The 22,931-nt window shown below is 70.7% G+C and carries 24 protein-coding genes; 10 read left to right on the forward strand and 14 right to left on the reverse strand.

Annotation, left to right across the window (positions count from 1 at the left end; all coding sequences use genetic code 11):
* The first annotated feature begins 50 nt into the window (after positions 1 to 50).
* Positions 51 to 686, forward strand: coding sequence for a TetR/AcrR family transcriptional regulator (locus tag AB0M59_RS14445; protein ID WP_364614079.1), 636 nt, complete (start codon positions 51 to 53; stop codon positions 684 to 686).
* 17 nt (positions 687 to 703) lie between these two features.
* On the opposite strand, the gene meaB is transcribed toward AB0M59_RS14445, so the two are convergent.
* Entirely contained in the window at positions 704 to 1,669 is a 966-nt protein-coding gene (meaB, locus tag AB0M59_RS14450; protein WP_364614082.1) for a methylmalonyl Co-A mutase-associated GTPase MeaB, read from the reverse strand.
* The gene (locus AB0M59_RS14455) at positions 1,670 to 2,857 is read right to left on the reverse strand and encodes an acetyl-CoA C-acetyltransferase (protein WP_364614085.1); all 1,188 of its coding nucleotides are present in this window, start codon (positions 2,855 to 2,857) and stop codon (positions 1,670 to 1,672) included.
* A gap of 137 nt (positions 2,858 to 2,994) precedes the next feature.
* Here AB0M59_RS14455 and mce point away from each other — a divergent pair, with 137 nt between their 5' ends.
* On the forward strand, positions 2,995 to 3,453 hold the full coding sequence (mce, locus tag AB0M59_RS14460; RefSeq protein ID WP_364614088.1) for a methylmalonyl-CoA epimerase: 459 nt from the start codon (positions 2,995 to 2,997) through the stop codon (positions 3,451 to 3,453).
* Positions 3,454 to 3,539: 86 nt separating this feature from the next.
* Here the strand turns inward: mce and AB0M59_RS14465 are convergent, their stop codons facing one another.
* Together AB0M59_RS14465 and AB0M59_RS14470 are read right to left on the reverse strand one after the other, a co-directional pair.
* Positions 3,540 to 4,112 carry a TetR/AcrR family transcriptional regulator gene (locus tag AB0M59_RS14465; RefSeq protein ID WP_364614091.1) on the reverse strand — a complete coding sequence of 191 codons (573 nt, stop codon included), beginning with the start codon at positions 4,110 to 4,112 and terminating at the stop codon, positions 3,540 to 3,542.
* 19 nt (positions 4,113 to 4,131) lie between these two features.
* Positions 4,132 to 4,500: an SPW repeat protein gene (locus AB0M59_RS14470; RefSeq protein ID WP_364614093.1), complete on the reverse strand. Its 369-nt coding sequence runs from the start codon at positions 4,498 to 4,500 to the stop codon at positions 4,132 to 4,134.
* 205 nt (positions 4,501 to 4,705) lie between these two features.
* Between AB0M59_RS14470 and ccrA the strand changes: the two genes are divergently transcribed.
* The 4 genes from ccrA to AB0M59_RS14490 all read left to right on the forward strand — a co-directional run bounded on the left by ccrA (position 4,706) and on the right by AB0M59_RS14490 (position 9,049).
* On the forward strand, positions 4,706 to 6,046 hold the full coding sequence (ccrA, locus tag AB0M59_RS14475; RefSeq protein ID WP_364614096.1) for a crotonyl-CoA carboxylase/reductase: 1,341 nt from the start codon (positions 4,706 to 4,708) through the stop codon (positions 6,044 to 6,046).
* 158 nt (positions 6,047 to 6,204) lie between these two features.
* Entirely contained in the window at positions 6,205 to 7,422 is a 1,218-nt protein-coding gene (locus tag AB0M59_RS14480; protein WP_364614099.1) for a chromosome segregation protein, read from the forward strand.
* Between the two features lie 93 nt (positions 7,423 to 7,515).
* Positions 7,516 to 7,968 (forward strand): universal stress protein, encoded by a 453-nt coding sequence (locus AB0M59_RS14485; RefSeq protein WP_328614153.1) that lies wholly within the window; start codon positions 7,516 to 7,518, stop codon positions 7,966 to 7,968.
* Between the two features lie 4 nt (positions 7,969 to 7,972).
* Entirely contained in the window at positions 7,973 to 9,049 is a 1,077-nt protein-coding gene (locus AB0M59_RS14490) for an adenylate/guanylate cyclase domain-containing protein (RefSeq protein ID WP_364614102.1), read from the forward strand.
* Between the two features lie 129 nt (positions 9,050 to 9,178).
* Here AB0M59_RS14490 and paaE read toward each other — a convergent pair whose 3' ends face one another.
* The 6 genes from paaE to paaZ form a co-directional block, all read right to left on the reverse strand.
* Positions 9,179 to 10,228 carry a 1,2-phenylacetyl-CoA epoxidase subunit PaaE gene (paaE, locus tag AB0M59_RS14495; protein WP_364614105.1) on the reverse strand — a complete coding sequence of 350 codons (1,050 nt, stop codon included), beginning with the start codon at positions 10,226 to 10,228 and terminating at the stop codon, positions 9,179 to 9,181.
* Position 10,229: 1 nt separating this feature from the next.
* On the reverse strand, positions 10,230 to 10,718 hold the full coding sequence (paaD, locus tag AB0M59_RS14500; RefSeq protein WP_364614107.1) for a 1,2-phenylacetyl-CoA epoxidase subunit PaaD: 489 nt from the start codon (positions 10,716 to 10,718) through the stop codon (positions 10,230 to 10,232).
* Positions 10,712 to 11,569 (reverse strand): 1,2-phenylacetyl-CoA epoxidase subunit PaaC, encoded by an 858-nt coding sequence (gene paaC, locus AB0M59_RS14505; RefSeq protein WP_364614110.1) that lies wholly within the window; start codon positions 11,567 to 11,569, stop codon positions 10,712 to 10,714. The genes paaD and paaC overlap by 7 nt, the downstream gene beginning before the upstream one ends.
* Positions 11,566 to 11,832: a 1,2-phenylacetyl-CoA epoxidase subunit PaaB gene (paaB, locus tag AB0M59_RS14510; protein ID WP_364614225.1), complete on the reverse strand. Its 267-nt coding sequence runs from the start codon at positions 11,830 to 11,832 to the stop codon at positions 11,566 to 11,568. Before paaB ends, paaC begins: the two co-directional genes overlap by 4 nt.
* 86 nt (positions 11,833 to 11,918) lie before the next feature.
* On the reverse strand, positions 11,919 to 12,851 hold the full coding sequence (gene paaA / locus AB0M59_RS14515; RefSeq protein WP_364614113.1) for a 1,2-phenylacetyl-CoA epoxidase subunit PaaA: 933 nt from the start codon (positions 12,849 to 12,851) through the stop codon (positions 11,919 to 11,921).
* A complete protein-coding gene (gene paaZ, locus AB0M59_RS14520; protein ID WP_364614116.1) occupies positions 12,848 to 14,878 on the reverse strand; it encodes a phenylacetic acid degradation bifunctional protein PaaZ in 2,031 nt (676 codons plus the stop codon). The genes paaA and paaZ overlap by 4 nt, the downstream gene beginning before the upstream one ends.
* A 167-nt stretch (positions 14,879 to 15,045) precedes the next feature.
* Between paaZ and paaI the strand changes: the two genes are divergently transcribed.
* The 3 genes from paaI to AB0M59_RS14535 are packed head-to-tail and all read left to right on the forward strand — an operon-like array spanning position 15,046 to position 17,326.
* A complete protein-coding gene (gene paaI / locus AB0M59_RS14525) occupies positions 15,046 to 15,462 on the forward strand; it encodes a hydroxyphenylacetyl-CoA thioesterase PaaI (RefSeq protein WP_364614118.1) in 417 nt (138 codons plus the stop codon).
* Positions 15,459 to 16,736 (forward strand): phenylacetate--CoA ligase PaaK, encoded by a 1,278-nt coding sequence (gene paaK, locus AB0M59_RS14530; protein WP_364614121.1) that lies wholly within the window; start codon positions 15,459 to 15,461, stop codon positions 16,734 to 16,736. The genes paaI and paaK overlap by 4 nt, the downstream gene beginning before the upstream one ends.
* Positions 16,733 to 17,326, forward strand: coding sequence for a TetR/AcrR family transcriptional regulator (locus AB0M59_RS14535; RefSeq protein ID WP_364614124.1), 594 nt, complete (start codon positions 16,733 to 16,735; stop codon positions 17,324 to 17,326). Before paaK ends, AB0M59_RS14535 begins: the two co-directional genes overlap by 4 nt.
* 32 nt (positions 17,327 to 17,358) lie before the next feature.
* Here AB0M59_RS14535 and AB0M59_RS14540 read toward each other — a convergent pair whose 3' ends face one another.
* Both AB0M59_RS14540 and AB0M59_RS14545 read right to left on the reverse strand, forming a co-directional pair.
* The gene (locus tag AB0M59_RS14540) at positions 17,359 to 17,844 is read right to left on the reverse strand and encodes a carboxymuconolactone decarboxylase family protein (RefSeq protein ID WP_364614127.1); all 486 of its coding nucleotides are present in this window, start codon (positions 17,842 to 17,844) and stop codon (positions 17,359 to 17,361) included.
* Entirely contained in the window at positions 17,841 to 18,917 is a 1,077-nt protein-coding gene (locus tag AB0M59_RS14545) for a dihydrodipicolinate reductase (protein ID WP_364614228.1), read from the reverse strand. The genes AB0M59_RS14540 and AB0M59_RS14545 overlap by 4 nt, the downstream gene beginning before the upstream one ends.
* Before the next feature lie 132 nt (positions 18,918 to 19,049).
* On the opposite strand from AB0M59_RS14545, the gene ilvD reads away from it, so the two are divergent.
* Positions 19,050 to 20,741, forward strand: coding sequence for a dihydroxy-acid dehydratase (gene ilvD, locus AB0M59_RS14550; RefSeq protein ID WP_364614130.1), 1,692 nt, complete (start codon positions 19,050 to 19,052; stop codon positions 20,739 to 20,741).
* Here ilvD and AB0M59_RS14555 read toward each other — a convergent pair.
* Together AB0M59_RS14555 and AB0M59_RS14560 are read right to left on the reverse strand one after the other, a co-directional pair.
* The gene (locus tag AB0M59_RS14555) at positions 20,720 to 22,087 is read right to left on the reverse strand and encodes a fatty acid--CoA ligase family protein (RefSeq protein WP_364614133.1); all 1,368 of its coding nucleotides are present in this window, start codon (positions 22,085 to 22,087) and stop codon (positions 20,720 to 20,722) included. The genes ilvD and AB0M59_RS14555 overlap by 22 nt on opposite strands.
* 13 nt (positions 22,088 to 22,100) lie before the next feature.
* Positions 22,101 to 22,514, reverse strand: a complete 414-nt coding sequence (locus AB0M59_RS14560; protein WP_364614135.1) for an SsgA family sporulation/cell division regulator — start codon at positions 22,512 to 22,514, stop codon at positions 22,101 to 22,103.
* Between the last annotated feature and the right edge of the window lie 417 nt (positions 22,515 to 22,931).

Genomic DNA, 22,931 nt, shown 5'->3' on the forward strand with positions numbered 1-22,931 from the left:
AGTTCAGATGAACTGCACTGGACAGTTCAGAAGGTTGCTACACTGAGAGGATGACCGACACGCGACGGCGCACACCCACCGGCGAGCGCGCCGACCTCAAGCGCCGAGCGATCGTGGACGCCGCCCGCGAGGCTTTCCTCGCTCGCGGCTTCGAAGCCGGCATCGACGTCATCGCGCACCGGGCCGACGTGTCGAAAGTGACGATCTACAACCACTTCGGCAGCAAGAGCGAGCTGTTCCACGCGGTCATCCACGACGCCCTCAAGGAGGCACTCCAGCAATCGACGCTGGCTCTGGAGAAGAGCCTGGCCGAGTCCGACGACATCCGGGAAATCCTCGTGCAGACGGCGCGAGGCTGGGTGGCTGGGATGGCGCAGCCGCAGGTGCTCGCGCTACGAGCGCTCGTCGCGAGCGAAGCACAGCGGTTCCCCGAACTCGGCCAGGCGTGGAAAGCCAACGGCCCCGACCTGACGTCCGCCATCCTCGCCGAGGAGTTCCGCAACCGCGTCGAGGCCGGCGAGCTCGCCATTCCCGATATCGAGCTGGCACTGGTCCAGCTCTACGCCCTAGTCCTCTACCCGCACTTCACCCACGCCGCCTACGGCGAACGGATCGACGAGAAGCGCACGCACGACCTCATCAGCCGTGGCGTGGACATGTTCCTCGCGTACTACTCGGCCGAATAGGGAGCACAACGCCGGCGTCAGCCGCGCAGGTCCGCGATCAGCTCGTCGGCGGCAGCGAACGGATCCAGCTCTCGCGCCACGACGCGCTCGGCCACTCCGGCGAGCCGTCCCCCACCGCGCAGGTCGGCCAGCTCGGCCCGCAGCCGGCGGACCGCGATGGCCTCGACCTCGTCGCGTGCTCGCGCGACTCGGCGCCGGGCCAGCTCGTCGTGCTCGACCAGCCAGTCGTGGTGGGCGGCCAGCGCCCGCACGACCTCGTCGACGCCTTCGCCCTTCGCCGCGACCGTCCGCACGATCGGCTGGCGCCAGCTCGCGCCCCGGATCTCGCGGCGCGCCAGTGAGATCATCTGCTTGAGGTCGTGCACCGTCGCGTCCGCGCCCTCGCGGTCGGCCTTGTTCACGACGAAGACGTCGGCGATCTCCAGCACCCCGGCCTTCGCGGCCTGGATGCCGTCGCCCATCCCCGGCGCGAGCAGCACCACCGTGGTGTCGGCCAGCTTCACGACGTCCACTTCGGACTGTCCGACGCCGACGGTCTCGATCAGCACCACGTCGAAGCCGGCGGCGTCGAGCACGCGCACCGCCTGCGGGGTCGCCCACGACAGGCCGCCGAGGTGCCCGCGCGTGGCCATCGAGCGGATGAACACGCCGGGATCGGTGGCGTGCTCGGTCATCCGGATCCGGTCACCGAGCAGTGCACCGCCCGAAAACGGCGAAGACGGGTCGATCGCGAGCACCCCGACCCGCTTGCCCTCCGCGCGCAACGCGGTGAGCAGCGCCGACGTCGAAGTCGACTTGCCGACGCCGGGTGGGCCGGTGAGCCCGACGACCCGGGCCCGCCCGGTGTGCGGGGTCAGCGCCCGGGCGATCTCGGCGACGCGCGGGTGGGCGTCCTCGACGAGCGACAGCAGCCGCGCGACGGCACGAGGTTGCCCGTCCCGCGCGCGGCCGACCAGGTCGTCGAGGTCGAGTGCAGCAGCCACTTACGCGGACGGCACCCGCAGCAGGAGGGCGTCGCCCTGGCCGCCGCCACCGCACAGCGCCGCCGCGCCGAGCCCGCCACCGCGGCGGCTCAGCTCGTGGATCAGGTGCACGGCGAGCCGGGCCCCGGAGGCGCCGATCGGGTGGCCGAGGGCGATGGCGCCGCCGTTGACGTTGACCTTCTCCGGGTCGAGGCCGAGCTTCTCGGTGGAGACGAGCCCGACCGCGGCGAAGGCTTCGTTGATCTCGACGAGGTCGAGCGCGTCGGCGCCGAGGTTCGCCTTCGCCAGCGCGGCGAGAATGGCGTTCGACGGCTGCTCGTGCAGGCTCGCGTCCGGCCCGGCGACGACACCGTGCGCGCCGATCTCGGCGATCGGCGTGAGGCCGAGCTCTTCGGCCTTCGCCTTGCTGGCCACGACGACCGCGGCGGCGCCGTCGGAGATCTGCGAGGCCGAGCCCGCGGTGATGGTGCCGTCGGAGGCGAAGGCGGGGCGCAGCTTGGCGAGGCTTTCGGCGGTGGTGTCGGCGCGGACGCCCTCGTCGGTGTCGAAGACCACCGGGTCGCCCTTGCGCTGCGGGATGGAGACCGGCGCGATCTCGTCGGCGAAGTAGCCGTTCTTGATCGCCTCGGCGGCGCGCTGGTGCGAGCGGGCGGAGAACGCGTCCTGCTGCTCGCGGGTGACGCCGTAGCGGGAGTTGTACTTCTCCGTCGACGAGCCCATGGCCACCTGGTCGAAGGCGCAGAAGAGCCCGTCGTAGGCCATGTGGTCGACGAGCGTCGTGTCGCCGTACTTGAAGCCGGAGCGGGACTTGGGCAGCAGGTGCGGCGCCTGGGTCATCGACTCCTGGCCGCCGGCGACGACGATGTCGAACTCGCCGGCCCGGATCAGCTGGTCGGCGAGCGCGATGGCGTCGAGGCCGGAAAGGCAGACCTTGTTGATCGTCAGGGCGGGCACGCTCATCGGGATGCCCGCGGCGACCGCGGCCTGGCGGGCCGGGATCTGGCCGGCGCCGGCGGTCAGCACCTGGCCCATGATCGTGTACTGCACCGCGTCCGGGGCGACCCCGGCGCGTTCGAGGGCAGCCTTGATCGCGACCCCGCCCAGCTGTGCCCCCGTGAAGTCCTTGAGGGATCCGAGCAAGCGCCCGATCGGCGTACGGGCGGCACCCAGGATCACGGAACCGGACACGGCGTCCTCCAAGCATCGGCGCATGGGCAGTTTTTCCGACCATACCCGGAGGGTGGGCTTCTTGATGGAGCCAGTGTGAGGCGGGGCACGCGACGATTCTGGGGGAACGCCGGGCGCGCGCCCCCTATCCTGCCCCCATGAATGACGCCCTGCGGCCGTTCGTGACGGCCATCGACCACGTCGGCATCGCGGTCCCGGACCTGGACGCGGCCATCGAGTTCCACCGTGCGCACTTCGGCCTGGAAGTGGCGCACGAGGAGGTGAACGAGGAGCAGGGAGTGCGGGAGGCGATGCTGCGCGCGCCCGGCACGGCGGGCACGGAGACCCAGATCCAGCTGCTCGCCCCGCTGCGCGACGACTCGGCGATCGGCAAGTTCCTGGCCAAGAGCGGCCCGGGGCTGCAGCAGCTGGCGTACCGCGTGTCCGATGTGGACGCGGCATCGGCGGCGCTGCGCGAGCAGGGCCTGCGGATGCTGTACGAGGCGGCGAAGCGCGGAACGTCGAACAGCCGGGTGAACTTCATCCACCCGAAGGACGCGGGCGGCGTCCTGGTGGAGCTGGTGGAGCCGGCCAAGGACGGCGGCGCCGCGCACTGAACGCGCGGACCCGTTCCGGCGCAACGACTCCGGTCCGCCGGAGCCGTACGTCCGTGACAAGTACGCGGGACGCACGGCTCCAGCGGCTAAGCCGGCGCCGTCTTCGAGACGAGGGCGTCGGCGATGAACGTCAGCTCGCCGTCGAACTCGGCGGGCAGATCGTCGTCCGAGTGGCGGGCCGTGGCGTGCCGGTGGCTGACCGCGCGGGCCAGCAAGCCCGACGCGCGATCGATGTCGGCCGCGGGTACGCCGCCGCCCGTTGCCGCCAGGATCACCGCGCGGACCTGGCGCACCAGCACCTGGAAGCGCTCGTGGAGGGCGTCGCGGACGACGTGGTGGGTGTCGGCCTCGCGCCACAGCAGGTGCGAGAGCCCGAGCGACCGGCTGAAGCGGTGGTCGAGTTCGCGGACGAGCCGCCGCAGGCTGCCCACGAGGTCGCCGGGGACGACGACCACGGCCGGCTCGATGCGCTCGTCGGGCAGCCGCTCGACGAGCGCGGTGAGCAAGTCCGCCTTGTGGCGGAAGTAGTAGTGCACCAGCCCCTTGGGCACGCCCGCCTGCTCGGCGATGCGGGAGGTCGGGGTGGCGTCGAAGCCGGACTCGGCGAAGAGCGCCTCGGCGGCGCAGAGAATGCGCTCCTTCGCCGAATCCTCGGTCATGCGGGTGCCTCCTGGTCCGTCAGTGCTGGCCTGCCGTGCGGTGCGCGGCGGTCGCGACCGGCATCGCTGCCGCGCCGGCGATGACCACCAGCACCCCGGCGATCCAGGACGTCCAGGAAGCGCCGTTGAACTCGGTGTACCCCATCACCCACGGCGCGATGAAGAACAGCACGCCGAGCGCGATCTGGATGCCTTCGCCGTAGACCATGCCCGGCATGGCCAGCGAGACCAGGCCGTCGAGTGCGATCAAGGCGCCCAAGATGACCATCGTCCACATCGCGGTCGAATCCGTGCTCAGCCAAAGGGGTGAAAGAGCGGCCACGACCCCGATGACGACCTCGGCCCAATCGTGCGGCCGGGCCCATGCGCGCGTAGAGACTTCACTCATTCGTGCTCACCTCCGTCGGTGAAACTGCTGGTCGGGTGGGTGTTCCCACCGCCGATGATCCGCTTGACTGGCCAGCCGGTCAAGCCTGATCGGTCACAGTTCGACGTGTAATCGTGCTGTCCGTCTCGTACAGTTGTGTCCGCGAGTTACCGGCGAGTAATTTCTGCCGCCAACGCCGTTGACCCCCATCTCCGCGGAGGAACCGATGACGCAGCTCGGCGAGATCCAGCAAGCCATCCTGAACGGCGAGTCCGCCGCGGTCGGCTCCCTGCCCGTCCCCGAGAGCTACCGGGGGGTGACCGTGCGGGCCGACGAGGTCGACATGTTCGAGGGCCTCGAGAGCCGGGACAAGGACCCGCGCAAGTCACTGCACGTCGACGACGTCCCCGTCCCCGAGCTGGGTCCGGGCGAGGCGCTGGTCGCCGTGATGGCGAGCGCCATCAACTACAACACCGTGTGGACGTCGATCTTCGAACCGATCCCCACGTTCAAGTTCCTGAAGAAGTACGGGAAGCTCTCGCCGCTGGCCAAGCGGCACGACCTGCCCTACCACGTCGTCGGGTCCGATCTGTCCGGTGTCGTGCTGCGCACCGGCGTCGGCGTCCACAACTGGAAGCCGGGCGACGAGGTGGTCGCGCACTGCCTGAACGTCGAGCTCGAGAGCCCGGACGGGCACAACGACACGATGCTCGACACCGAGCAGCGGATCTGGGGCTTCGAGACGAACTTCGGCGGCCTCGCCGAGATCGCGCTGGTCAAGGCCAACCAGCTGATGCCGAAGCCGGACCACCTGACCTGGGAGGAAGCCGCCTCCCCCGGCCTGGTCAACTCCACCGCCTACCGCCAGCTGGTCTCGCGCAACGGCGCGGACATGAAGCAGGGCGACGTCGTCCTGATCTGGGGCGCCTCGGGCGGCCTCGGCTCCTACGCGACGCAGTACGCGCTGAACGGCGGCGCGATCCCGGTGTGCGTCGTCTCCAGCCCGGAGAAGGCCGCGATCTGCCGGAAGCTCGGTGCCGAGCTGATCATCGACCGCAGCGCCGAGGCCTACAAGTTCTGGAAGAGCGAGACCGAGCAGGACCCGAAGGAGTGGCAGCGCTTCGGCGCGAAGATCCGCGAGCTGACCGGGGGCGACGACCCGGACATCGTGTTCGAGCACCCGGGCCGGGAGACGTTCGGCGCGTCCGTCTACGCCGCGCGCAAGGGCGGCACGATCGTCACGTGCGCGTCGACCTCCGGGTACATGCACCAGTACGACAACCGCTACCTGTGGATGAACCTGAAGCGGATCATCGGCTCCCATTTCGCGAACTACCGCGAGTCCTGGGAAGCGAACCGGCTGATCTCGAAGGGCCTGATCCACCCGACGCTGTCGAAGACGTACTCGCTCGAAGAGACCGGGCAGGCCGCGCTCGACGTGCACCGCAACGCCCACCAGGGCAAGGTCGGCGTGCTCGCGCTCGCCCCGCAGGAAGGCCTCGGCGTCCGCGACGAGGAGAAGCGCGCGAAGCACATCGAGGGGATCAACGCCTTCCGCGGCGCCTGACCGACGACGACGCCGGGGGTGCGCTCCCGCTCCCGGCGTCGGAATCCACCGGGATGCACCCGGATCCGGCAAGATCCCTTCGCCGCATCACACGGCGCGTTCGGCGCACCGCACGGGTGCTCACCCTTCCGTGACCGGGCTGCGACTACGGTAGGCGCATGAGCCTTGGCGATGAACGGGAGCTTGTGCCGCTGGGAGCCGGCTTCGACGTGGCGAAGCGCGGGTACAGCCGAGCGCAGGTCGACGAGCACCTCGAACGGCTTGATGCCGACCTGAAGATGCTCACTGCCGATCGGGACGCCGCCATCGCGCAGGCCGGCGACCTGGCCCGGCAGCTGGAGATCGCGCGCGGCGAGATCGCGGACCTGCGCGGGCAGGTCGACCGGCTGGCCCAGCCGCCGACGAGCGTCGAAGGCCTGTCCGAGCGGCTGCAGCGGATGCTGCGCCTCGCACAGGACGAGTCCGCCGACACGCGCGCCCGCGCCGAAGCCGAGGCCGGGCACATCCGGGCCAAGGCCGAGACGGACGCGAGTGCGATGCGCGCCCGCTACGAGCAGCTGCTCACCGAGCTCGACCTGCGCCGCAAGGAGATGGAGGCGGAGCACCGCAAGGTGCTCGAGGACGCCAGCGCGCAGGCCAAGGAGATCACCGACAAGGCCGAGGCGGAGCGCAACCGGCTCGACACCGAATCGTCCGACCGCCGCACGAAGGTCGAAGAAGACTTCGAGATCGCGATGGCCTCGCGTCGCACCGAGGCGATGCGCGTGCTGGCCGAGCAGGAGGCGGCGAGCAAGGCCGAAGCCGCCCGCCGCGTCGAGGAAGCGACGCAGGACGCCGCCGACATCCGCGCGAAGATCATCGAAGAAGAGAAGGCCGCGAAGGCGGACATCGACCGCCGTCAGCGCGAGTCGGTCGCGGAGGCGAACAAGCGCCGCCAGGACTCGATCACCGAGGCGAACGCCCGGCTCGCGGAGGCCGCCGACGAGGCGCGGCGCCGCGTGACGACGGCGACCGAGGAGTCGAACCGGCGGATCACCCAGGCCAACGAGCGCGTCGACAGCCTGCGCAAGGTCCGCGGTGGGCTGGCCGAGCAGGTCCGCGCGGCACGCGCGGTGCTGGCCGAGGCGCACACCGTCCTCGGCGACGACGTGAAGGTGCCCGCCGACGTCACGGCCGACCTGAAGGCCGACGACCTGAAGGCGGACGACACCGGGAAGACGGCGCCGGTGGGCGACGTCGAGCAGACCATCCGGATCAAGGCGTCCGACGTCCCGAAGCCGCAGCCGGCGCCCAAGCAGTCCCCCAAGCCGGCACCCAAGCAGACGCCGAAGCCCACTCCGCGGCCGAGCGGAGCGCAGAAAGCGACTGGCGAGTAACCTTCCACCCGACACGGGCGCGGACGAGCCGGCACGGTCGGTGCCGACCGGCTATCGTCCCAGCTCACGCGGGATCACCTGGAGGTTTTGCGCATGGGTGCGGCATATCGGACCGTGGTGGTGGGCACGGACGGCTCGGAGTCCTCGTTCGCGGCGGTGGACCGCGCGGCGGCGGTGGCCGGCGACGCGGGAGCGACGCTCGTCATCACGTGCGCGTTCTACCCGGCCAGCAAGACCGACGTCGACAAGGCCCAGGACGTCCTCGGCGACGAGGCCTACCAGGTCGTCGGCTCGGCGCCGGCCGAGGACACCCTGCAGTCGGCGCGGGACCGGGCGGTGCGGGCCGGCGCGGAGAAGATCGACACGGTCGCGGTGAAGGGCGACCCGGTCGACTCGCTGCGCAAGGTCGTGCACGAGCGGGAGGCCGACCTGCTGGTCGTCGGCAACCGCGGGCTGAACACGATCGCCGGGCGGATCCTGGGCTCGGTGCCGTCGGAGGTGGCGCGCAAGTCCGGCGTGGACGTGCTGATCGTCCACACGACCTGAGCTCGTGGCCGATTCGAGCGAAGAGCTCCAGCAGCGGCTCGAACGCGTCCTGCTCGGCGGCAGGCGGAAGTACACGCGGCTCGAAGTGGCCGAAAAAGCCGGCGTGCCCGAGGAACGGTCACGCCGGCTTTGGCGCGCCTTGGGGTTCGCGACGGTGCGCGACGACGAGGTCGTCTTCACCGACGCGGACGTCGAGGCGATGCGGACGGCGGACCAGCTGGTCCAGTCCGGGCTGATCGACCCGAGCATCGAGGTGTCGGTGACGCGCGCGCTCGGTCAGCACCTGTCGCGGCTGGCCGAGTGGCAGGTCGACATGCTCTGGGAGCTGATCGAGGACCAGCCGGAGCTGGGGCGCAGCGAGCGCCAGGTGACCCGCCTGGTCGACCGGCTGCTGCCGGAGCTCGAGCGGGTGCAGAACTTCGTCTGGCGCCGGCACCTGGCGGCGTACGCCGGCCGGGCGTTCGCAGCGGCGGGCGACAACGTCGAGGCGCGCACGGAGGTGGTCGGGTTCGTCGACATGGTCGGCTACACGCGCCTGACGCGCCAGATCGACGAAGAAGAGCTCAGCCGGGTCCTCGACGCGTTCGAGCTGCTCGCGACCGAGGTGATCGCCGAGCACCACGGCCGCGTGGTGAAGATGATCGGCGACGAGGTCCTGTTCGTGGCGGACTCGGCGGTCGACGCGGCGGAGATCGCCCTGGCGCTGACCGAGCGAACGTCGGCGGACGAGAGCTTGCCGGCGGTGCGCGCGGGGATGGCTTCGGGCCGGATCCTGTCGCGCTTCGGCGATGTGTACGGATCGGTGGTCAACCTGGCGGCCCGCCTGACGTCGGTGGCCCGGCCGGGCACGATCCTGGTGGACCGGGAGCTGGCTTCGGAGCTTTCCGACGAGAAGGCGTACGAGCTGCGGGTGCGCAGGCCGGTGACGGTCCGGGGCTACAACCGCCTCCGCCCGGCGGCGCTGCGGCGGGCCAGTGAGGCACCGACGGGGATGTTCGCGAGCTCGCAGCAGCTGGCGGCGGAGATGCTGGGTCTCACCGAGCCGGAGGAACCACGCCGCCGGCGGCGCCGGGGCCGCTGACAGCCCCCACCGCTCCCTGGGGGGCGTCCCCAGGTCGATTCTATCGGCGCCCACCGACCGGATCCGCGGGAAAGCCCCCTGCGGGCTCTGGTTGTCCACAAGGAGACCTCCCTGTGGACAACCAGAGCCTCAGGCGTCGAAGTCCACGGTGATCTCCTCCGAGACCGGGTATGACTGGCACGTCAGCACGAAGCCCGCCGCCACCTCCGCCTCCTCCAACGCGAAGTTGCGGCGTAGGTCCACCTTGCCGTCCGTCACGCGGGCCCGGCACGTGCCGCACACCCCGCCCTTGCACGCGAACGGCAGGTCCGGCCGGAACTTCTGCGCCCCGTCCAGCACCGACGACGTCCGCGGCAACGTCATCGTCGAAGAACGGCCGTCCAGGACCACGCGGACTTCCGAGGACTCCCCCGCCACCTCCGGGTCGAGGTGGGCGACCGGCTCCGGTGGGGTGTCGACGTAGAACAGCTCCTGGTGGATCCGCGCGCGCGGCACCTCCAGGGACGTCAGCAGCTCCTGCGCGCCCGTCACCATCTCGAACGGGCCGCACAGCCACCAATGGTCCACAGAGGACACCGGGACCAAGGAAGAGAACAGGCTACGCAGCTTCGGCACGTCGAGCCGCCCCGTGAACAGCTCCGCCTCGCGCGGCTCGCGTGACAGGACGTGGATCAGCTCCAGCCGCGAAGGCGCGCGGTCCTTCAGGTCCGCCAGCTCGTCCGCGAACATCACCGTGTCCGTGCGGCGGTTGCCGTACAGCACCGTCACCGTCGCGTCCGGCGTCGCCAGCAGGGACGACACGATCGACAGCACCGGCGTGATGCCCGAACCCGCCGCGATCAGGACGTGGTGGCCGCCTGCCGACAGGTCCGGGGTGAACGACCCGGTGGGCGTGGCCACCTCGATCGTGTCGCCCGGGCGGACCTCGTTCACCAGCCACGACGAGAACAGGCCGTCCGGCACCAGGCGGACGCCCACCCTGGGCGCCGCGCCCGCCGCCGCGCAGATCGAGTACGAGCGGCGCTCGTCACGGCCCTCCACCTGACGCCGGAGCGTCAAGGACTGACCCGGCTTGAAGTCGTAGTCCTCCGAAAGAGAAGCAGGCACGTCGAACGTCACCGCGACCGCGTCGTCGCACAACCGCGTGACGCCCGCGACCTTCAGGGGATGGAACGCCACCTCAGATCTCCTTGACGTGCTCGAACGGCTCGGCACACGACCGGCAGCGCCGCAGCGCCTTGCACGCCGTCGCGCCGAAACGGGACTGCTCCTCGGTGTCCGACGACCCGCACAGCGGGCAAGCCACCCGCGAAACCGGTGCCGCCAGCGTCAGCGGGATCGGGCCCGTCCGCCGCGGCGCCGCGCCCGGCGGCGCGATTCCGGCCGACGCCAGCTTCTGGCGCCCCGAAGCCGAAATCCAGTCCGACGACCACGCCGGCGAGAGCTGCGTCCGGACCTCGACGTCCGCAAAGCCCGCCGAAACCAGCGCGTGCTCCAGGTCGTCGCGCATCGTGTCCATCGCCGGGCAGCCCGTGTACGTCGGCGTGATCGCGACGACGACGCGGCCGTCCGACTCGGACACCGAGCGCAGGACGCCCAGGTCGGCCAGCGTCAGCATCGGCAGCTCGGGGTCGGTGACCGTGGCCGCGACGGCCGCCGCGGTCACCACTTCGCGTCCGGCATCGCCCGGGCGACGCTCTGCAGCTCCGCCAGCAGGAACCCCATCTGCTCGGTGTGGACGCCGTCGCGGCCTGTCCGCCCCGAGACCCCGGCCAGCTCGCCGACCGACGGGCGAGAAAGCGTCGCCGCCGCCAGAGCATGGTCCAGCACCGCGTCGAACTCCGGCCGCAGCGTCGCCGCGTCCACCAGTTCGGAGGCGTGCGTGCGGAACAGCTCCCCGACGTACGGCCACACCGCGTCGAGCCCCTCCTGCATCCGCTCGTGCGACAACGCCGTGCCGTCGCCCAGGCGGACCAGCCACTGCGCCGCGTAGTCGCGGTGGTAGGTGACCTCTTTGACGCCCTTGTCCGCGATGGCCGCCAGCACCGGGTCCACCGACGACACCAGCCGCTGCAGCAGCGCGAGACGCCACGTCGAGAACACGAACAGCCGCGCGATCAGGTGCCCGAAGTGGCCGCCGCCCAGCTCCGCGAGCCGGACGTTGCGGAACTCGTTTTCGACGCGCGAGAACGCGAAGGAGTCCTCCGTACGCGAAGTGCCGTCCGCCTTGCCGGCGCGCGCGAGCAGCAGCCGCGCCTGGCCGAGCAGATCGAGGCCGATGTTGGCGATCGCGACCTCGTCCTCCAGCTCGGGCGCGTTGGTGCACCACTCCTGCAGCCGGTGGGAGAAGATCAGCGCGTCGTCGCCCAGCATCAGGCAGTAGGCGGCCAGCGACGCACCGTCCACACCGGACGGCACCGAGGTGTCCACTCCGGACAGCGGGTCCTCGAAGCCGGTGCCGAACGCCCAGCGGGCGTCGTTCTCCTCGGTCAGCGACTCGTAGACGTTGTCGAAACTCATATGTGCGGCACCTCCTCGGGGATGTCGTAGAACGTCGGGTGCCGGTAGACCTTGTCCCCGCTCGGCGCGAAGAACGGGTCCTTCTCGTCCGGCGACGACGCCGTGATGTCCGACGCGCGCACGACCCAGATGGACACGCCTTCGTTGCGGCGGGTGTAGAGGTCACGCGCGTGGTGCAGCGCCATCTGGTCGTCGGCCGCGTGCAGCGACCCGACGTGCACGTGGTTCAGCCCGCGCTTGCCGCGGACGAACACCTCGTACAGCGGCCAGTCGTGCTTGACCGGCCCGGGCGCGGCGGGGACGCCCTCGAGCGGGACGGCGCCGTGGCCGCCTTCGGCAGTCAGGTCGGTCACTTGCGCTCCTTCTTCGCAGCGTGCGCCACGGCGGCTTCCCGCACCCAGGCACCGTCTTCGTGGGCACGGCGGCGGTGCGCGACGCGCGAGGCGTTGCACGGACCGTTGCCCTTCAGCACGTTCTTGAACTCGTCCCAGTCGACCGCGCCGAAGTCGTAGTGCTCCCGCTCGGCGTTCCACTTGAGATCGGGGTCCGGGAACGTGACGCCGAGCGCGGCGGCCTGCGGCACCGACATGTCGACGAAGCGCTGCCGCAGCTCGTCGTTGGTGTGGCGCTTGACCTTCCACGCCATCGACTGCGCGGTGTTCGGCGAGTCGGCGTCCGGCGGGCCGAACATCATCAGCGACGGCCACCACCAGCGGTTCACGGCCTCCTGGACCATCTCACGCTGCTGCTGCGTCCCGCGCATCATCGTCATCAGCAGCTCGAAGCCCTGCCGCTGGTGGAACGACTCTTCCTTGCAGATCCGGATCATCGCCCGCGCGTACGGCCCGTACGACGACCGGCACAGCGGCACCTGGTTGCAGATCGCCGCGCCGTCGACCAGCCAGCCGATCACGCCGACGTCGGCGAAGGTCAGCGTCGGGTAGTTGAAGATCGACGAGTACTTCTGCCGTCCGGTGATCAGCTTGTCGGTCAGGTCCGCGCGGTCGGCGCCCAGCGTCGCCGCCGCCGAGTACAGGTACAGCCCGTGGCCGGCCTCGTCCTGGACCTTGGCGAGGAGGATCGCCTTGCGCCGCAACGACGGCGCGCGCGTGATCCAGTTGCCCTCGGGCTGCATGCCGATGATCTCCGAGTGCGCGTGCTGCGCGATCTGCCGGATCATCGTCTTGCGGTAGCCGTCGGGCACCCAGTCGCGCGGCTCGATGCGCTGGTCACGCCCGATCGTCGCCTCGAAGTGCTCTTCGAGAGAGTCGACAGCGGTCACGGCTGCTCCTTCGAAACCAGGGTCAAGACGTCGTACTTGGCGACGGACTCGCCGTCGGCGTTGGTGACGTCGGCGTCCCAGCGGACCTCGCCGTACTCCTGGTCGATCCGCGGCGTGATCTGCTTGGCGGTGAGCGTCACCGTCAGCGAGTCGCCGACCTTGACCGGCGTGAGGAACCGCAGGTTCTCCAGGCCGTAGTTGGCCAGCACCGGGCCCGGCTCGGGCGAGACGAACAACCCTGCCGCAAACGAGACGACCAGGTAGCCGTGCGCGACGATCCCGCCGAACAGCGGGTTCGCGGCCGCGGCCTCCGGGTCGGTGTGGGCGTAGAACGTGTCGCCGGTGAACTCGGCGAAGTGGTCGACGTCGGACTGGAGCACCTCACGCGGCCCGGCGGTCACCGAGTCGCCGATGCGGAGCTCGGCCAAGGACTTCCGGAACGGGTGGACGTCGCCCTCGGTGCGCGGCGCGCCGGTCACCCAGCGGCCGGTCACCGACGAAAGGACGGCCGGCGAACCCTGGACCGCCGTGCGCTGCATGTGGTGCAGCACGCCGCGGATGCCGCCCATCTCCTCGCCGCCGCCCGCGCGGCCGGGGCCGCCGTGGACCAGCTGCGGCATCGGCGAGCCGTGACCGGTGGACTCCTTCGCGTCTTCGGCGTCCAGCACCAGCAGGCGGCCGTGGAACGGCGCCGCACCGAGGACGACGTCGCGGACGAACTCCTTATCGGCGCTGACGATCGACCCGGCCAGGCTGCCGCCGCCGCGAGCGGCGAAGTCGACGACCTGCTCGGTCGACGTGTAGGGCATGAGCGTCGAGACCGGGCCGAACGCCTCGACCTCGTGCGGCTCCGAGCGCTCGGGGTCCGCCTTGAGCAGCACCGGGGAAATGAACGCGCCACGCTCGGCGTCGGCGTCCACCACAGAGACGTTTTCCGGGTCGCCGAACACGACACTCCCGGCGTCCAGCAGCGCCTTGAGCGACCGCCGGACCTCCTCGCGCTGCTCCAGGCTGGCCAGCGCGCCCATCCGGACACCCTCGGCGGTCGGGTTACCGACGGTGACCTTCGCGAGCCGCTCGGAGGCCGCCGCGGCGACGTCGTCGAGCAGCGAAGCCGGGACGAACGCGCGGCGGATGGCCGTGCACTTCTGGCCCGCTTTGACCGTCATCTCCGAGGTCAGCTGCTTGACGAACAGGTCGAACTCGGTGGTGTCCTTGACGGCGTCCGGGCCGAGGATCGAGCAGTTCAGCGAGTCGGCCTCGGCGTTGAACCGGACGGCGTTGCGGATGATCGCCGGGTGCGCCCGCAGCTTCTGGGCGGTCGACGCCGAGCCGGTGAACGACACCAGGTCCTGCGCGGTCACGTGGTCGAGGAGGTCGCCGACGCTGCCCGCGACGAACTGCAGCGACCCCTCCGGCAGGATCCCGGACTCGACGATCAGCTCGACGAGCCGCGCGGTCAGGTAGGCCGTCGAGCTGGCCGGCTTGACCAGGCTCGGTACGCCGGCGAGGAACGCGGGAGCGAACTTCTCCAGCGGCCCCCACACCGGGAAGTTGAACGCGTTGATCTGGACGGCGACGCCCCGCAGCGGGGTCGCGATGTGCTGCGCGACGAACGTGCCCCCGCGCGACAGCGGCTCGACGTTGCCCTCGACGTAGACGGTGTCGTTCGGCAGTTCGCGCTTGCCCTTCGAGGCGTAGCTGAAGAGCACGCCGATGCCGCCGTCGATGTCGAACTTCGAGTCACCCAGCGTGGCGCCGGTGCGCGCGGAGAGTGCGTACAGCTCGTCGCGGTGCTCACGCAGGTGCGAGGCCAGTGCCTTCAGCAGGGCCGCACGCTGGTGGAAGGTCAGCTCGCGCAGCGCCGGGCCGCCCACCCGGCGGCCGTACTCCAGCGCCCCCGCGAAGTCGACGCCCGCCGACGAGATCCGGGCGACTTCGTCGCCCGTGGTCGCATCGTGCAGCGGGACGCCCTCGTCCGCCGCCGTGTGCCACTCCCCGGAGACGTAGCTGCGCAGCACTGCCATCAGGTCCCGACCTCCACCGAATTACCTACCGGACGTTCAGTTATTTGCATGGTAGCCGCCGAGCCCTGAGATCGGAAGGGGCGACGCTTGACACGGCCCCGGCCACTGCCTTTACTGAGCGACACGCCAGGTGACCGTCCATTCGGTAGGTCAGGCACGGAGGACGAATGACCAACGCCGCCCACACGATGTTCGCCGCCGACGAGGCTTCGCGCGCGCTGGGCATCGAGCTGGTCGAAGCCGGGGACGGCCGCGCCGTGGCGACCATGACGATCACCCCCGCGATGGTCAACGGCCACGACATCGCGCACGGCGGGTACGTCTTCCTGCTCGCCGACACCGCCTTCGCCTGCGCCTGCAACACCCACGGGCCGGTGACCGTCGCCGCGGGCGCCGAAATCTCCTTCGTCGCGGCCGGCCGGCTCGGGGACCACCTCACCGCGACGGCCACCGAGCGCACCCGCTACGGCCGCAACGGCATCTACGACGTCACCGTGCACCGGGACACCCCCGCGGGGCCGGAGACCGTCGCCGAATTCCGCGGCCGCAGCCGCGTCATCTCCGCGAAACGGGACGAAGCATGATCGAGGCGAACCTCTCCGCCGACGAGCTGGCCGCGCTGCAGCTCGAACGTCTGCAGTGGACACTCCGGCACGCCTACACGAACGTTCCGGCGTACCGGAAGAAGTTCGACCAGGCCGGCGTCCACCCGGACGACTGCGAGGAGTTCGCGGACCTGGCGAAGTTCCCGTTCACGACCAAGCAGGACCTGCGGGAGAACTACCCCTTCGGGATGTTCGCCGTGCCGCAGGACCAGGTGCGGCGCATCCACGCGTCCAGCGGCACCACCGGCAAGGCCACCGTTGTCGGGTACACCGAGCAGGACATCGACACCTGGGCGACGGTGATGGCCCGGTCGATCCACGCCGCCGGCGGCCGTCCGGGCCACAAGGTGCACGTCGCGTACGGCTACGGCCTGTTCACCGGCGGGCTCGGCGCGCACTACGGCGCGGAGAAGCTGGGCTGCACGGTGATTCCCGCGTCCGGGGGGATGACGGCGCGCCAGGTGCAGCTGATCACCGACTTCCGGCCCGAAGTCATCATGGTCACGCCGTCGTACATGCTGACGCTGCTCGACGAGTTCGAGCGCCAGGGCGTCGACCCGCGGGCAAGCTCCCTGAAGGTCGGCATCTTCGGTGCCGAGCCGTGGACCGAGCGGATGCGCGCCGAGATCGAGGAGCGGTTCGCGATCGACGCCGTGGACATCTACGGGCTGTCCGAGGTGATGGGCCCGGGTGTCGCGCAGGAGTGCGTCGAGACGAAGGACGGCCTGCACATCTGGGAGGACCACTTCTTCCCCGAGGTGATCGACCCCTTCGACGAGCACGTGCTGGGCGGCGGCGAGACCGGCGAGCTGGTGTTCACGTCGCTGACCAAGCAGGCGCTGCCGATCATCCGCTACCGCACCCGCGACCTCACGGCATTGTCGCCGGGGACCGCGCGCCCCGCGTTCCGGCGGATGGACAAGGTCACCGGCCGCACGGACGACCTGATCATCCTGCGCGGGGTCAACGTCTTCCCGACGCAGATCGAGGAGATCGTGCTGCGCACGGCCGGGCTGAGCCCGCACTTCCAGCTCCTCCGGTCCACGCGCGGGCGGCTCGACCACCTGACCGTGCTGGTCGAGGCGCGCCACGACGCTTCGGCCGCTTCCCGGGAGCGCGCGGCGTCCGCCCTGGTCGCCGGCGTCAAGGACGGCGTCGGCGTGACGGTGTCGGTGGACGTCGTCGACCCGGACACCCTGGAACGGTCCATGGGCAAGATGCGGCGCATCGTCGACCAGCGGGAGAAGCCGTGACGGCGCCCCGGCGCGGGCGCCCCGGCTACGACCTCGAATCACTGCTGCAGGTGGCGGTGAAGCTGTTCAACGAGCGCGGCTACGACGGCACGAGCATGGAGGACCTCTCCCGCAAGCTCGGCATCACGAAGTCGGCGATCTACCACCACGTGCCCAGCAAGGAGGAGCTGCTGCGGCTGGCGGTGGACCGCGCGCTGGACGGGCTGTTCGCGGTCGCGGCGGAGACGGCCGAGCTGGACGGGCGCGCGGTCGACCGGCTGGAGCACCTGGTGCGCGGCAGCGTGCTGGTGCTGGCCGACCGGTTGCCGTTCGTGACGCTGCTGCTGCGCGTGCGCGGCAACACGAAGGTCGAGCGGGCGGCCCTGGCCCGCCGGCGCGAGTTCGACCTGCTGGTGACGGACCTGGTGAAGCAGGCCGAGGCGGAAGGCGACATCCGCCCCGACGTCGACCCGGCGGTGACCGCGCGGCTGATCTTCGGCATGGTGAACTCGCTGATCGAGTGGTACAAGCCGCGGCGCGGGTCGTCGGCGACCGAGGTGGCGGACGCGGTGTGCAAGGTGGCTTTCGAGGGCCTGCGCACCGGGTCGTGAGTGAGAAACAGGGTTAGAACACTGTTTCTCACTCACGACCGGTGGGACGGCAGGACGCAGACGGTGTCCAGGCCGAGGACGTGGTTGAGGCGGCCGAAGGCCAGCCACGCACCGAGGCTCATGCTCAGCTCCACGATCTCCTGCTGCGTGTAGTGCTCACCCATCCGCTTCCAGAACTCGTCGTCGAGGTTGTGGTGGTCCTCGGCGTAGCGCTCGGCGTACTCCGCCGCGAGGCGCGTCCGGTCGTCGAAGAGTTCGGTGGTGCGCCAGTCGAGGACCGCGTCCGCGAACTCCGGCTCGACCTTCACGCCGTCGCGCTCGGTGCGCCAGTCGAGGCAGAAGATGCACCCGTTGATCTGCGCGATCCGCAGCCGCGCGGCCTCGAACTCCCGCAGTCCCAACGTCGTGTGCGCGTAGACCGCCAGCGAGAACTGCGACGCGGCGATCCCGATGCCGGGCACCATCTCGCCCCAGACGTACCCGATCGGGTCCTTGCCCTCGGGGATGTCGATGTTCACGAGCGCCTCCTTCCGAGCTTGCCGGCTGCCGGGCGCAGCGGGACGTCGAGTGCGTCGTAGAGACCGGGTTCCGCCTCGGCCAGCCAGTCGATCGCGCCGACGAGCCGGCCGACGGCGGTCGCGTTGCCGCCCGCCGACCGGTTTTCGCCCTCGTCGCTCGCTTCGACGCTGACCTCGATGCGCGGCCGGCCTTCGATGATCACGCGGTGAGCGCCGTCGCCGCTGGGCGGGGTCGGCCAGTCCGGCGCGCACGACGGGTGGATGCGCGTGACGTGCTCGATGACGATCCGCGGCTCGCCGTCGACGATGCCCTGGACCTCGAACCGCACCGCGCCCTGCGTGCCCTTTTCGAAGTCGCCCATGGTCCGCGTGGAGACGGTTTCCTCGAGGGGTCGCCGCTGCAGCGTCTCGCGGAGTTCGTCGACCTCGACGCCGAGGCCGCGCGCGATCAGCCGGACCTGTCCGCCCCACACCATCGACGGGACGCCGGTCATCAGCATCGGCGGGTCGTAGTCCATCGGCTGGCCCATGCCGACCAGGTACCGGACGGAGTCGGGCTGCTCGTAGGTCGAGTAGTCGAAGATCTCCTGGCAGCGGATGACGTCGACGTCCGTGCCGAGCCCGCTGATCAGCAGCGGCAGCACGTCGTTGCCCCAGCCGGGGTCGACGCCGGACACGAACAGCGAACCGCTGCCCTCCTTGATCGCCGCGAGCACCGGGTCGCGCAGCTCGGGCGGCGCGTTGCGCTGGTCGTAGAGCGGGTAGAGGGCCGGCGTTACGACGACCGCGCCCGTCCCGACCGCGCGGACGATGTCGGCGAGCGCGTCGTCGAACCGGACGTCCCCCGAAGCGGCGTAGACCACGGCTCGCGGGCTCGAGGCCAGCACGGCGTCGATGTCGTCGGTGGCCGCGACGCCCAAGTCTCCGACACCCGCCAGCGCGCCCGCGTCCTTGCCGACCTTGGCCGGGTCGTGGACGAGCACCGCCGTGAGCTCCAGTGCCGGATGGGCGTCGACGGCCCGGATTGCCGCACGGCCGACGTTGCCCGTGCCCCACACCACTGTGTTGATCAAAGCCGCGGCGATCATTGCGCCGAGTTTTCGCCGGTTCGCCCGGGCCGGGGAAGCGAATCGTTCCGGCCAGCGGACCGCGCGGACCCGGGTAGGCTGCAGTGCGTCCGAACGTCGTATCGGAGGCCCGCTGAGATGACCATCGACCCGAAACCCCGCAGCCGCACGGTGACCGACGGGATCGAGGCCGCGCCCGCCCGCGGCATGCTCCGCGCCGTCGGGATGGGGGACGGCGACTGGCGCAAGCCGATCATCGGCGTCGCCAGCTCGTGGAACGAGATCACGCCGTGCAACCTGTCCCTCGACCGGCTGGCGCAGGCGTCCAAGGAAGGCGTGCACGCGGCCGGCGGCTACCCACTGCAGTTCGGCACGATCTCCGTCTCCGACGGCATCTCCATGGGCCACGACGGGATGCACTTCTCGCTCGTGTCGCGTGAGGTCATCGCGGACTCCGTCGAGACGGTCATGCAGGCCGAGCGGCTCGACGGCTCGATCCTGCTGGCCGGCTGCGACAAGTCGCTGCCGGGCATGCTGATGGCCGCGGCCCGGCTCGACCTGGCGTCGGTGTTCCTCTACGCCGGGACCATCGCCCCCGGCTGGGTGAAGCTCACCGACGGCACCGAGAAGGACGTCACGCTGATCGACGCCTTCGAGGCCGTCGGCGCCTGCCGGGCAGGCCGGCTCAAGACCGACGACCTGGACCGCATCGAACGCGCCATCTGCCCCGGCGAGGGCGCCTGCGGTGGCATGTACACGGCGAACACGATGGCGTCGGCGGCCGAAGCGATGGGGATGAGCATGCCGGGGTCGGCCGCGCCGCCGTCCGCGGACCGCCGTCGCGACCACTACGCGCATCTTTCGGGGGAAGCCGTGGTCGGGCTGCTCGAAAAGGGCATCACCGCCCGCGACATCCTCACGCGAGAAGCGTTCGAGAACGCGATCACCGTCATCATGGCCCTCGGCGGCTCGACCAACGCCGTGCTGCACCTGCTCGCCATCGCGCACGAGGCGAAGGTCGAGCTGACTCTCGACGACTTCAACCGCGTCGGCGACCGCGTCCCGCACCTGGGCGACCTCAAGCCGTTCGGCAAGTACGTCATGAACGACATCGACCGCCACGGCGGCATCCCGGTGCTGATGAAGGCGCTCCTGGACGAGGGGCTGATCCACGGCGACGCGCTCACCGTCACCGGCAAGACCGTCGCGGAGAACCTCGCCGAGCTGGCTCCCGAGCCGATCGACGGGGAGGTCCTGCGCACCCTCGACAACCCGCTGCACCCGACCGGCGGCATCACCATCCTGCGCGGCTCGCTCGCCCCCGACGGCGCCGTCGTGAAGTCCGCGGGCTTCGACACGGCCAACTTCGAAGGCCCGGCGCGCGTGTTCGAGCGCGAGCAGGAGGCGATGGCGGCGCTGAACGAAGGCCGGATCCAGGCCGGCGACGTCGTCGTCATCCGCTACGAAGGCCCCAAGGGCGGGCCGGGCATGCGCGAGATGCTCGCGATCACCGCGGCGATCAAGGGCGCCGGGCTGGGCCGCGACGTGCTCCTGCTGACCGACGGCCGCTTCTCCGGCGGCACCACGGGGCTGTGCATCGGCCACGTCGCACCGGAGGCAGCCGACGGCGGGCCGATCGCGTTCGTCCGCACCGGCGACCGGATCGCCGTCGACATCAAGGGCCGGAGCATCGACCTGCTGGTCGACGCGGCCGAGCTGGCCCGCCGTCGCGAAGGCTGGGAGCCGCTGCCGAACAAGTTCCCGGAAGGCGTGCTCGGGAAGTACGCGAAGCTGGTCCGGTCGTCGTCCTACGGCGCCGTCACGAGCTGAACGAGAGCCCGCTTGTCGACCTTCCCGACGGCGGTGAGGGGCAGCGCGTCGACGAAGTCCACGCTCGCGGGGACGTAGTGCTCCTGGCCGAAGGTTTCCCTCGCGTGCGCTCGGAGGTCTTCGGGGCTCACGTCGCCGGACGCGACCACGACGGCGTGCAGCAGCTGACCGTCGATGCCCGGGACGCCGAAGACGGCCGCGCTCCGCACGGCCGGGTGCGCCGCGAGGGCGTGTTCGACGACGGTCGAGGGCACCTTCGTGCCGTGTTCACCGACCACGACGACGTCGTCGGCGCGGTCGAGGAGGTAGAGGTAGCCGTCGTCGTCGAAGCGGCCGAGGTCGCCGGTGCGCAGCCAGCCGGCGCCGACCGGCGGGCCGCCGAGATAACCGTCCATCATGGACAGTCCGCGGACTTCGACCTCGCCGTCGTCGGTGATCCGCGCTTCCATGCCGGGCACGATCCGGCCGACCGAGCCCAGCCGCTCGGGGTGGCCGGCCAGCTCGGCGGCGGAGATGCTCGCGATCATCGGGGCCTCGGTGAGGCCGTAGCCCTGCCCGACGACCGGGCCGAAGACGTCCAGGGCCTGGGCGAACCGGTGCGGCGGCAGCGGCGCGGCGCCGAGGGAGAGCGAGCGGACGCTGCTGAGGTCGGTGCTTTCCCTCGCCGGGTGGTCGAGCACGGCGGCCAGGCGCGGTGGCGTCAGGGAGAGCGTGTCGATCCGGTGCTCCTGGATCGCGTCGAGGACCGCTCCTGCATCGAAACCGTCTTGCAAGACGACGGTGTCGCGGCGCAGGAGGGCGCCAAGCACGGTGGCGTTGCCGGTCATGTGCGTCATCGGCGCGACGAGCAGGGTGCGGCCGGGACCGTCCGGGTTCGGCGTGAAGATGTACGCCATGCCGTCGTAGATGCCGCTGTGGCGGATGAGCTTGGGGGTGCCGGTGGTGCCACCGGTGGGGAAGAGGAGGTCGACGGTCTCCGGCGGGCTGAGCGGTTCGGGCTCGCCGTCGAGGTCGTCGAGGGTGCGGACGTCGCCGTCGGGCCAGTCCTGCGGCCGGTCGGTGACGACGGTGGCGCCCCTGGCCGCAGCGAGCCGGTCCTGCTTCGGCGCCGACGCCGGGACCATGAGCACGGTCGCGCCGCGCAGGAGGGCGGCGAGCTGCATCAGCACCGTCTCGGGCCGGTTGCGCAGGTCGACGGCGACGGTTCCGGTGTCACCGAGGCCACCGTGCAGCCGGCGCAGGCGGTCGCGGGCCTGGTGGTAGGTCGTGACGCCACCCCGGTGGAACAGAGGGCGGTCACCGCCGTCGTCGAGCGCGGCGAGCACTTTGGTCAGGAAGAAGCTCACCGCGCGACGGTACTCAATCCTGGTACGACAGCTTCGCGAGTTCCTCGTCGAAGTCGAACCAGTCCGTCTCGTTCCCGGCCGGGATGACGTCGTAGGTCCGGTCGAGGAACGCCGCGATTTCTTTCGCCGGTGCTTCGAGCACGGCCGCGCCGTCGGGGGAGTTGAGCTCCACGACGACGAGCGCGGGATCGCCGGCGGGCCCTACGCGCACGTCACCGTCGCCGCAGCGGGCGAGCAGGCCGTCGGCGAGCAGGTCGCGCCCGAAGAGCCACCGGACGGCGCTCGGGCCGGCGTGCAGCACCACGGCGACCGCGTAGGGGTCACGGGTGTCGTACTCCAGCTCGGCCGGTACCGGCCGCGGCGACGCCCCGAAGGTTCGCAGGGCGAAGTCGAAGCTGGCACTGGTCACGCTGTGCGGGTCGGCCATGGGGACCGCCTTTGCTACTCGTCGGTTAACTTCGTCTTGTTCCAGGGATAACCCATGGTGAGTTCAACGCCCAGCGTTCCGAAAAACTTTCACACTCTGGGGTGATCAAGAAGTGTCCGACGTCACCGTCAGCGTGGCCGAACGGGCAAGTTCTCACTCAGGGTGATGGCGCGGTCGAGAGTGGCTTCCGGAGCTTTCGGAGCCCCCGCGCCGCCGGAGTGTCTTGAATGAGTCATCCAGGGCGCCGGACGTCCTGAATGACTCATTCAAGACGTCGGCCGAGCCCCCGGACCCGTTACTCGAACCCCGACGCCGGTCTTTCGGAGCCACTCCGTCAGCGGATGGGTCCCGGCGCCGGAGTTGCACCGTCCGGGTGGGAACCGTCACCGCACACCAGTCCACCACGGCGTCCGGCCG

It is taken from the genome of Amycolatopsis sp. NPDC051371, assembly GCF_040682155.1.
Lineage (GTDB): Bacteria > Actinomycetota > Actinomycetes > Mycobacteriales > Pseudonocardiaceae > Amycolatopsis.

Coding starts and splice junctions, on each gene's coding strand:
- ilvD (WP_364614130.1), top strand. CDS start 19,050: ATGACCATCGACCCGAAACCCCGCAGCCGCACGGTGACCGACGGGATC.
- paaK (WP_364614121.1), top strand. CDS start 15,459: ATGATCGAGGCGAACCTCTCCGCCGACGAGCTGGCCGCGCTGCAGCTC.
- AB0M59_RS14485 (WP_328614153.1), top strand. CDS start 7,516: ATGGGTGCGGCATATCGGACCGTGGTGGTGGGCACGGACGGCTCGGAG.
- AB0M59_RS14465 (WP_364614091.1), bottom strand. CDS start 4,112: ATGACCGAGGATTCGGCGAAGGAGCGCATTCTCTGCGCCGCCGAGGCG.
- AB0M59_RS14470 (WP_364614093.1), bottom strand. CDS start 4,500: ATGAGTGAAGTCTCTACGCGCGCATGGGCCCGGCCGCACGATTGGGCC.
- AB0M59_RS14480 (WP_364614099.1), top strand. CDS start 6,205: ATGAGCCTTGGCGATGAACGGGAGCTTGTGCCGCTGGGAGCCGGCTTC.
- ccrA (WP_364614096.1), top strand. CDS start 4,706: ATGACGCAGCTCGGCGAGATCCAGCAAGCCATCCTGAACGGCGAGTCC.
- mce (WP_364614088.1), top strand. CDS start 2,995: ATGAATGACGCCCTGCGGCCGTTCGTGACGGCCATCGACCACGTCGGC.
- paaI (WP_364614118.1), top strand. CDS start 15,046: ATGACCAACGCCGCCCACACGATGTTCGCCGCCGACGAGGCTTCGCGC.
- AB0M59_RS14445 (WP_364614079.1), top strand. CDS start 51: ATGACCGACACGCGACGGCGCACACCCACCGGCGAGCGCGCCGACCTC.
- paaZ (WP_364614116.1), bottom strand. CDS start 14,878: ATGGCAGTGCTGCGCAGCTACGTCTCCGGGGAGTGGCACACGGCGGCG.
- AB0M59_RS14560 (WP_364614135.1), bottom strand. CDS start 22,514: ATGGCCGACCCGCACAGCGTGACCAGTGCCAGCTTCGACTTCGCCCTG.
- paaC (WP_364614110.1), bottom strand. CDS start 11,569: ATGAGTTTCGACAACGTCTACGAGTCGCTGACCGAGGAGAACGACGCC.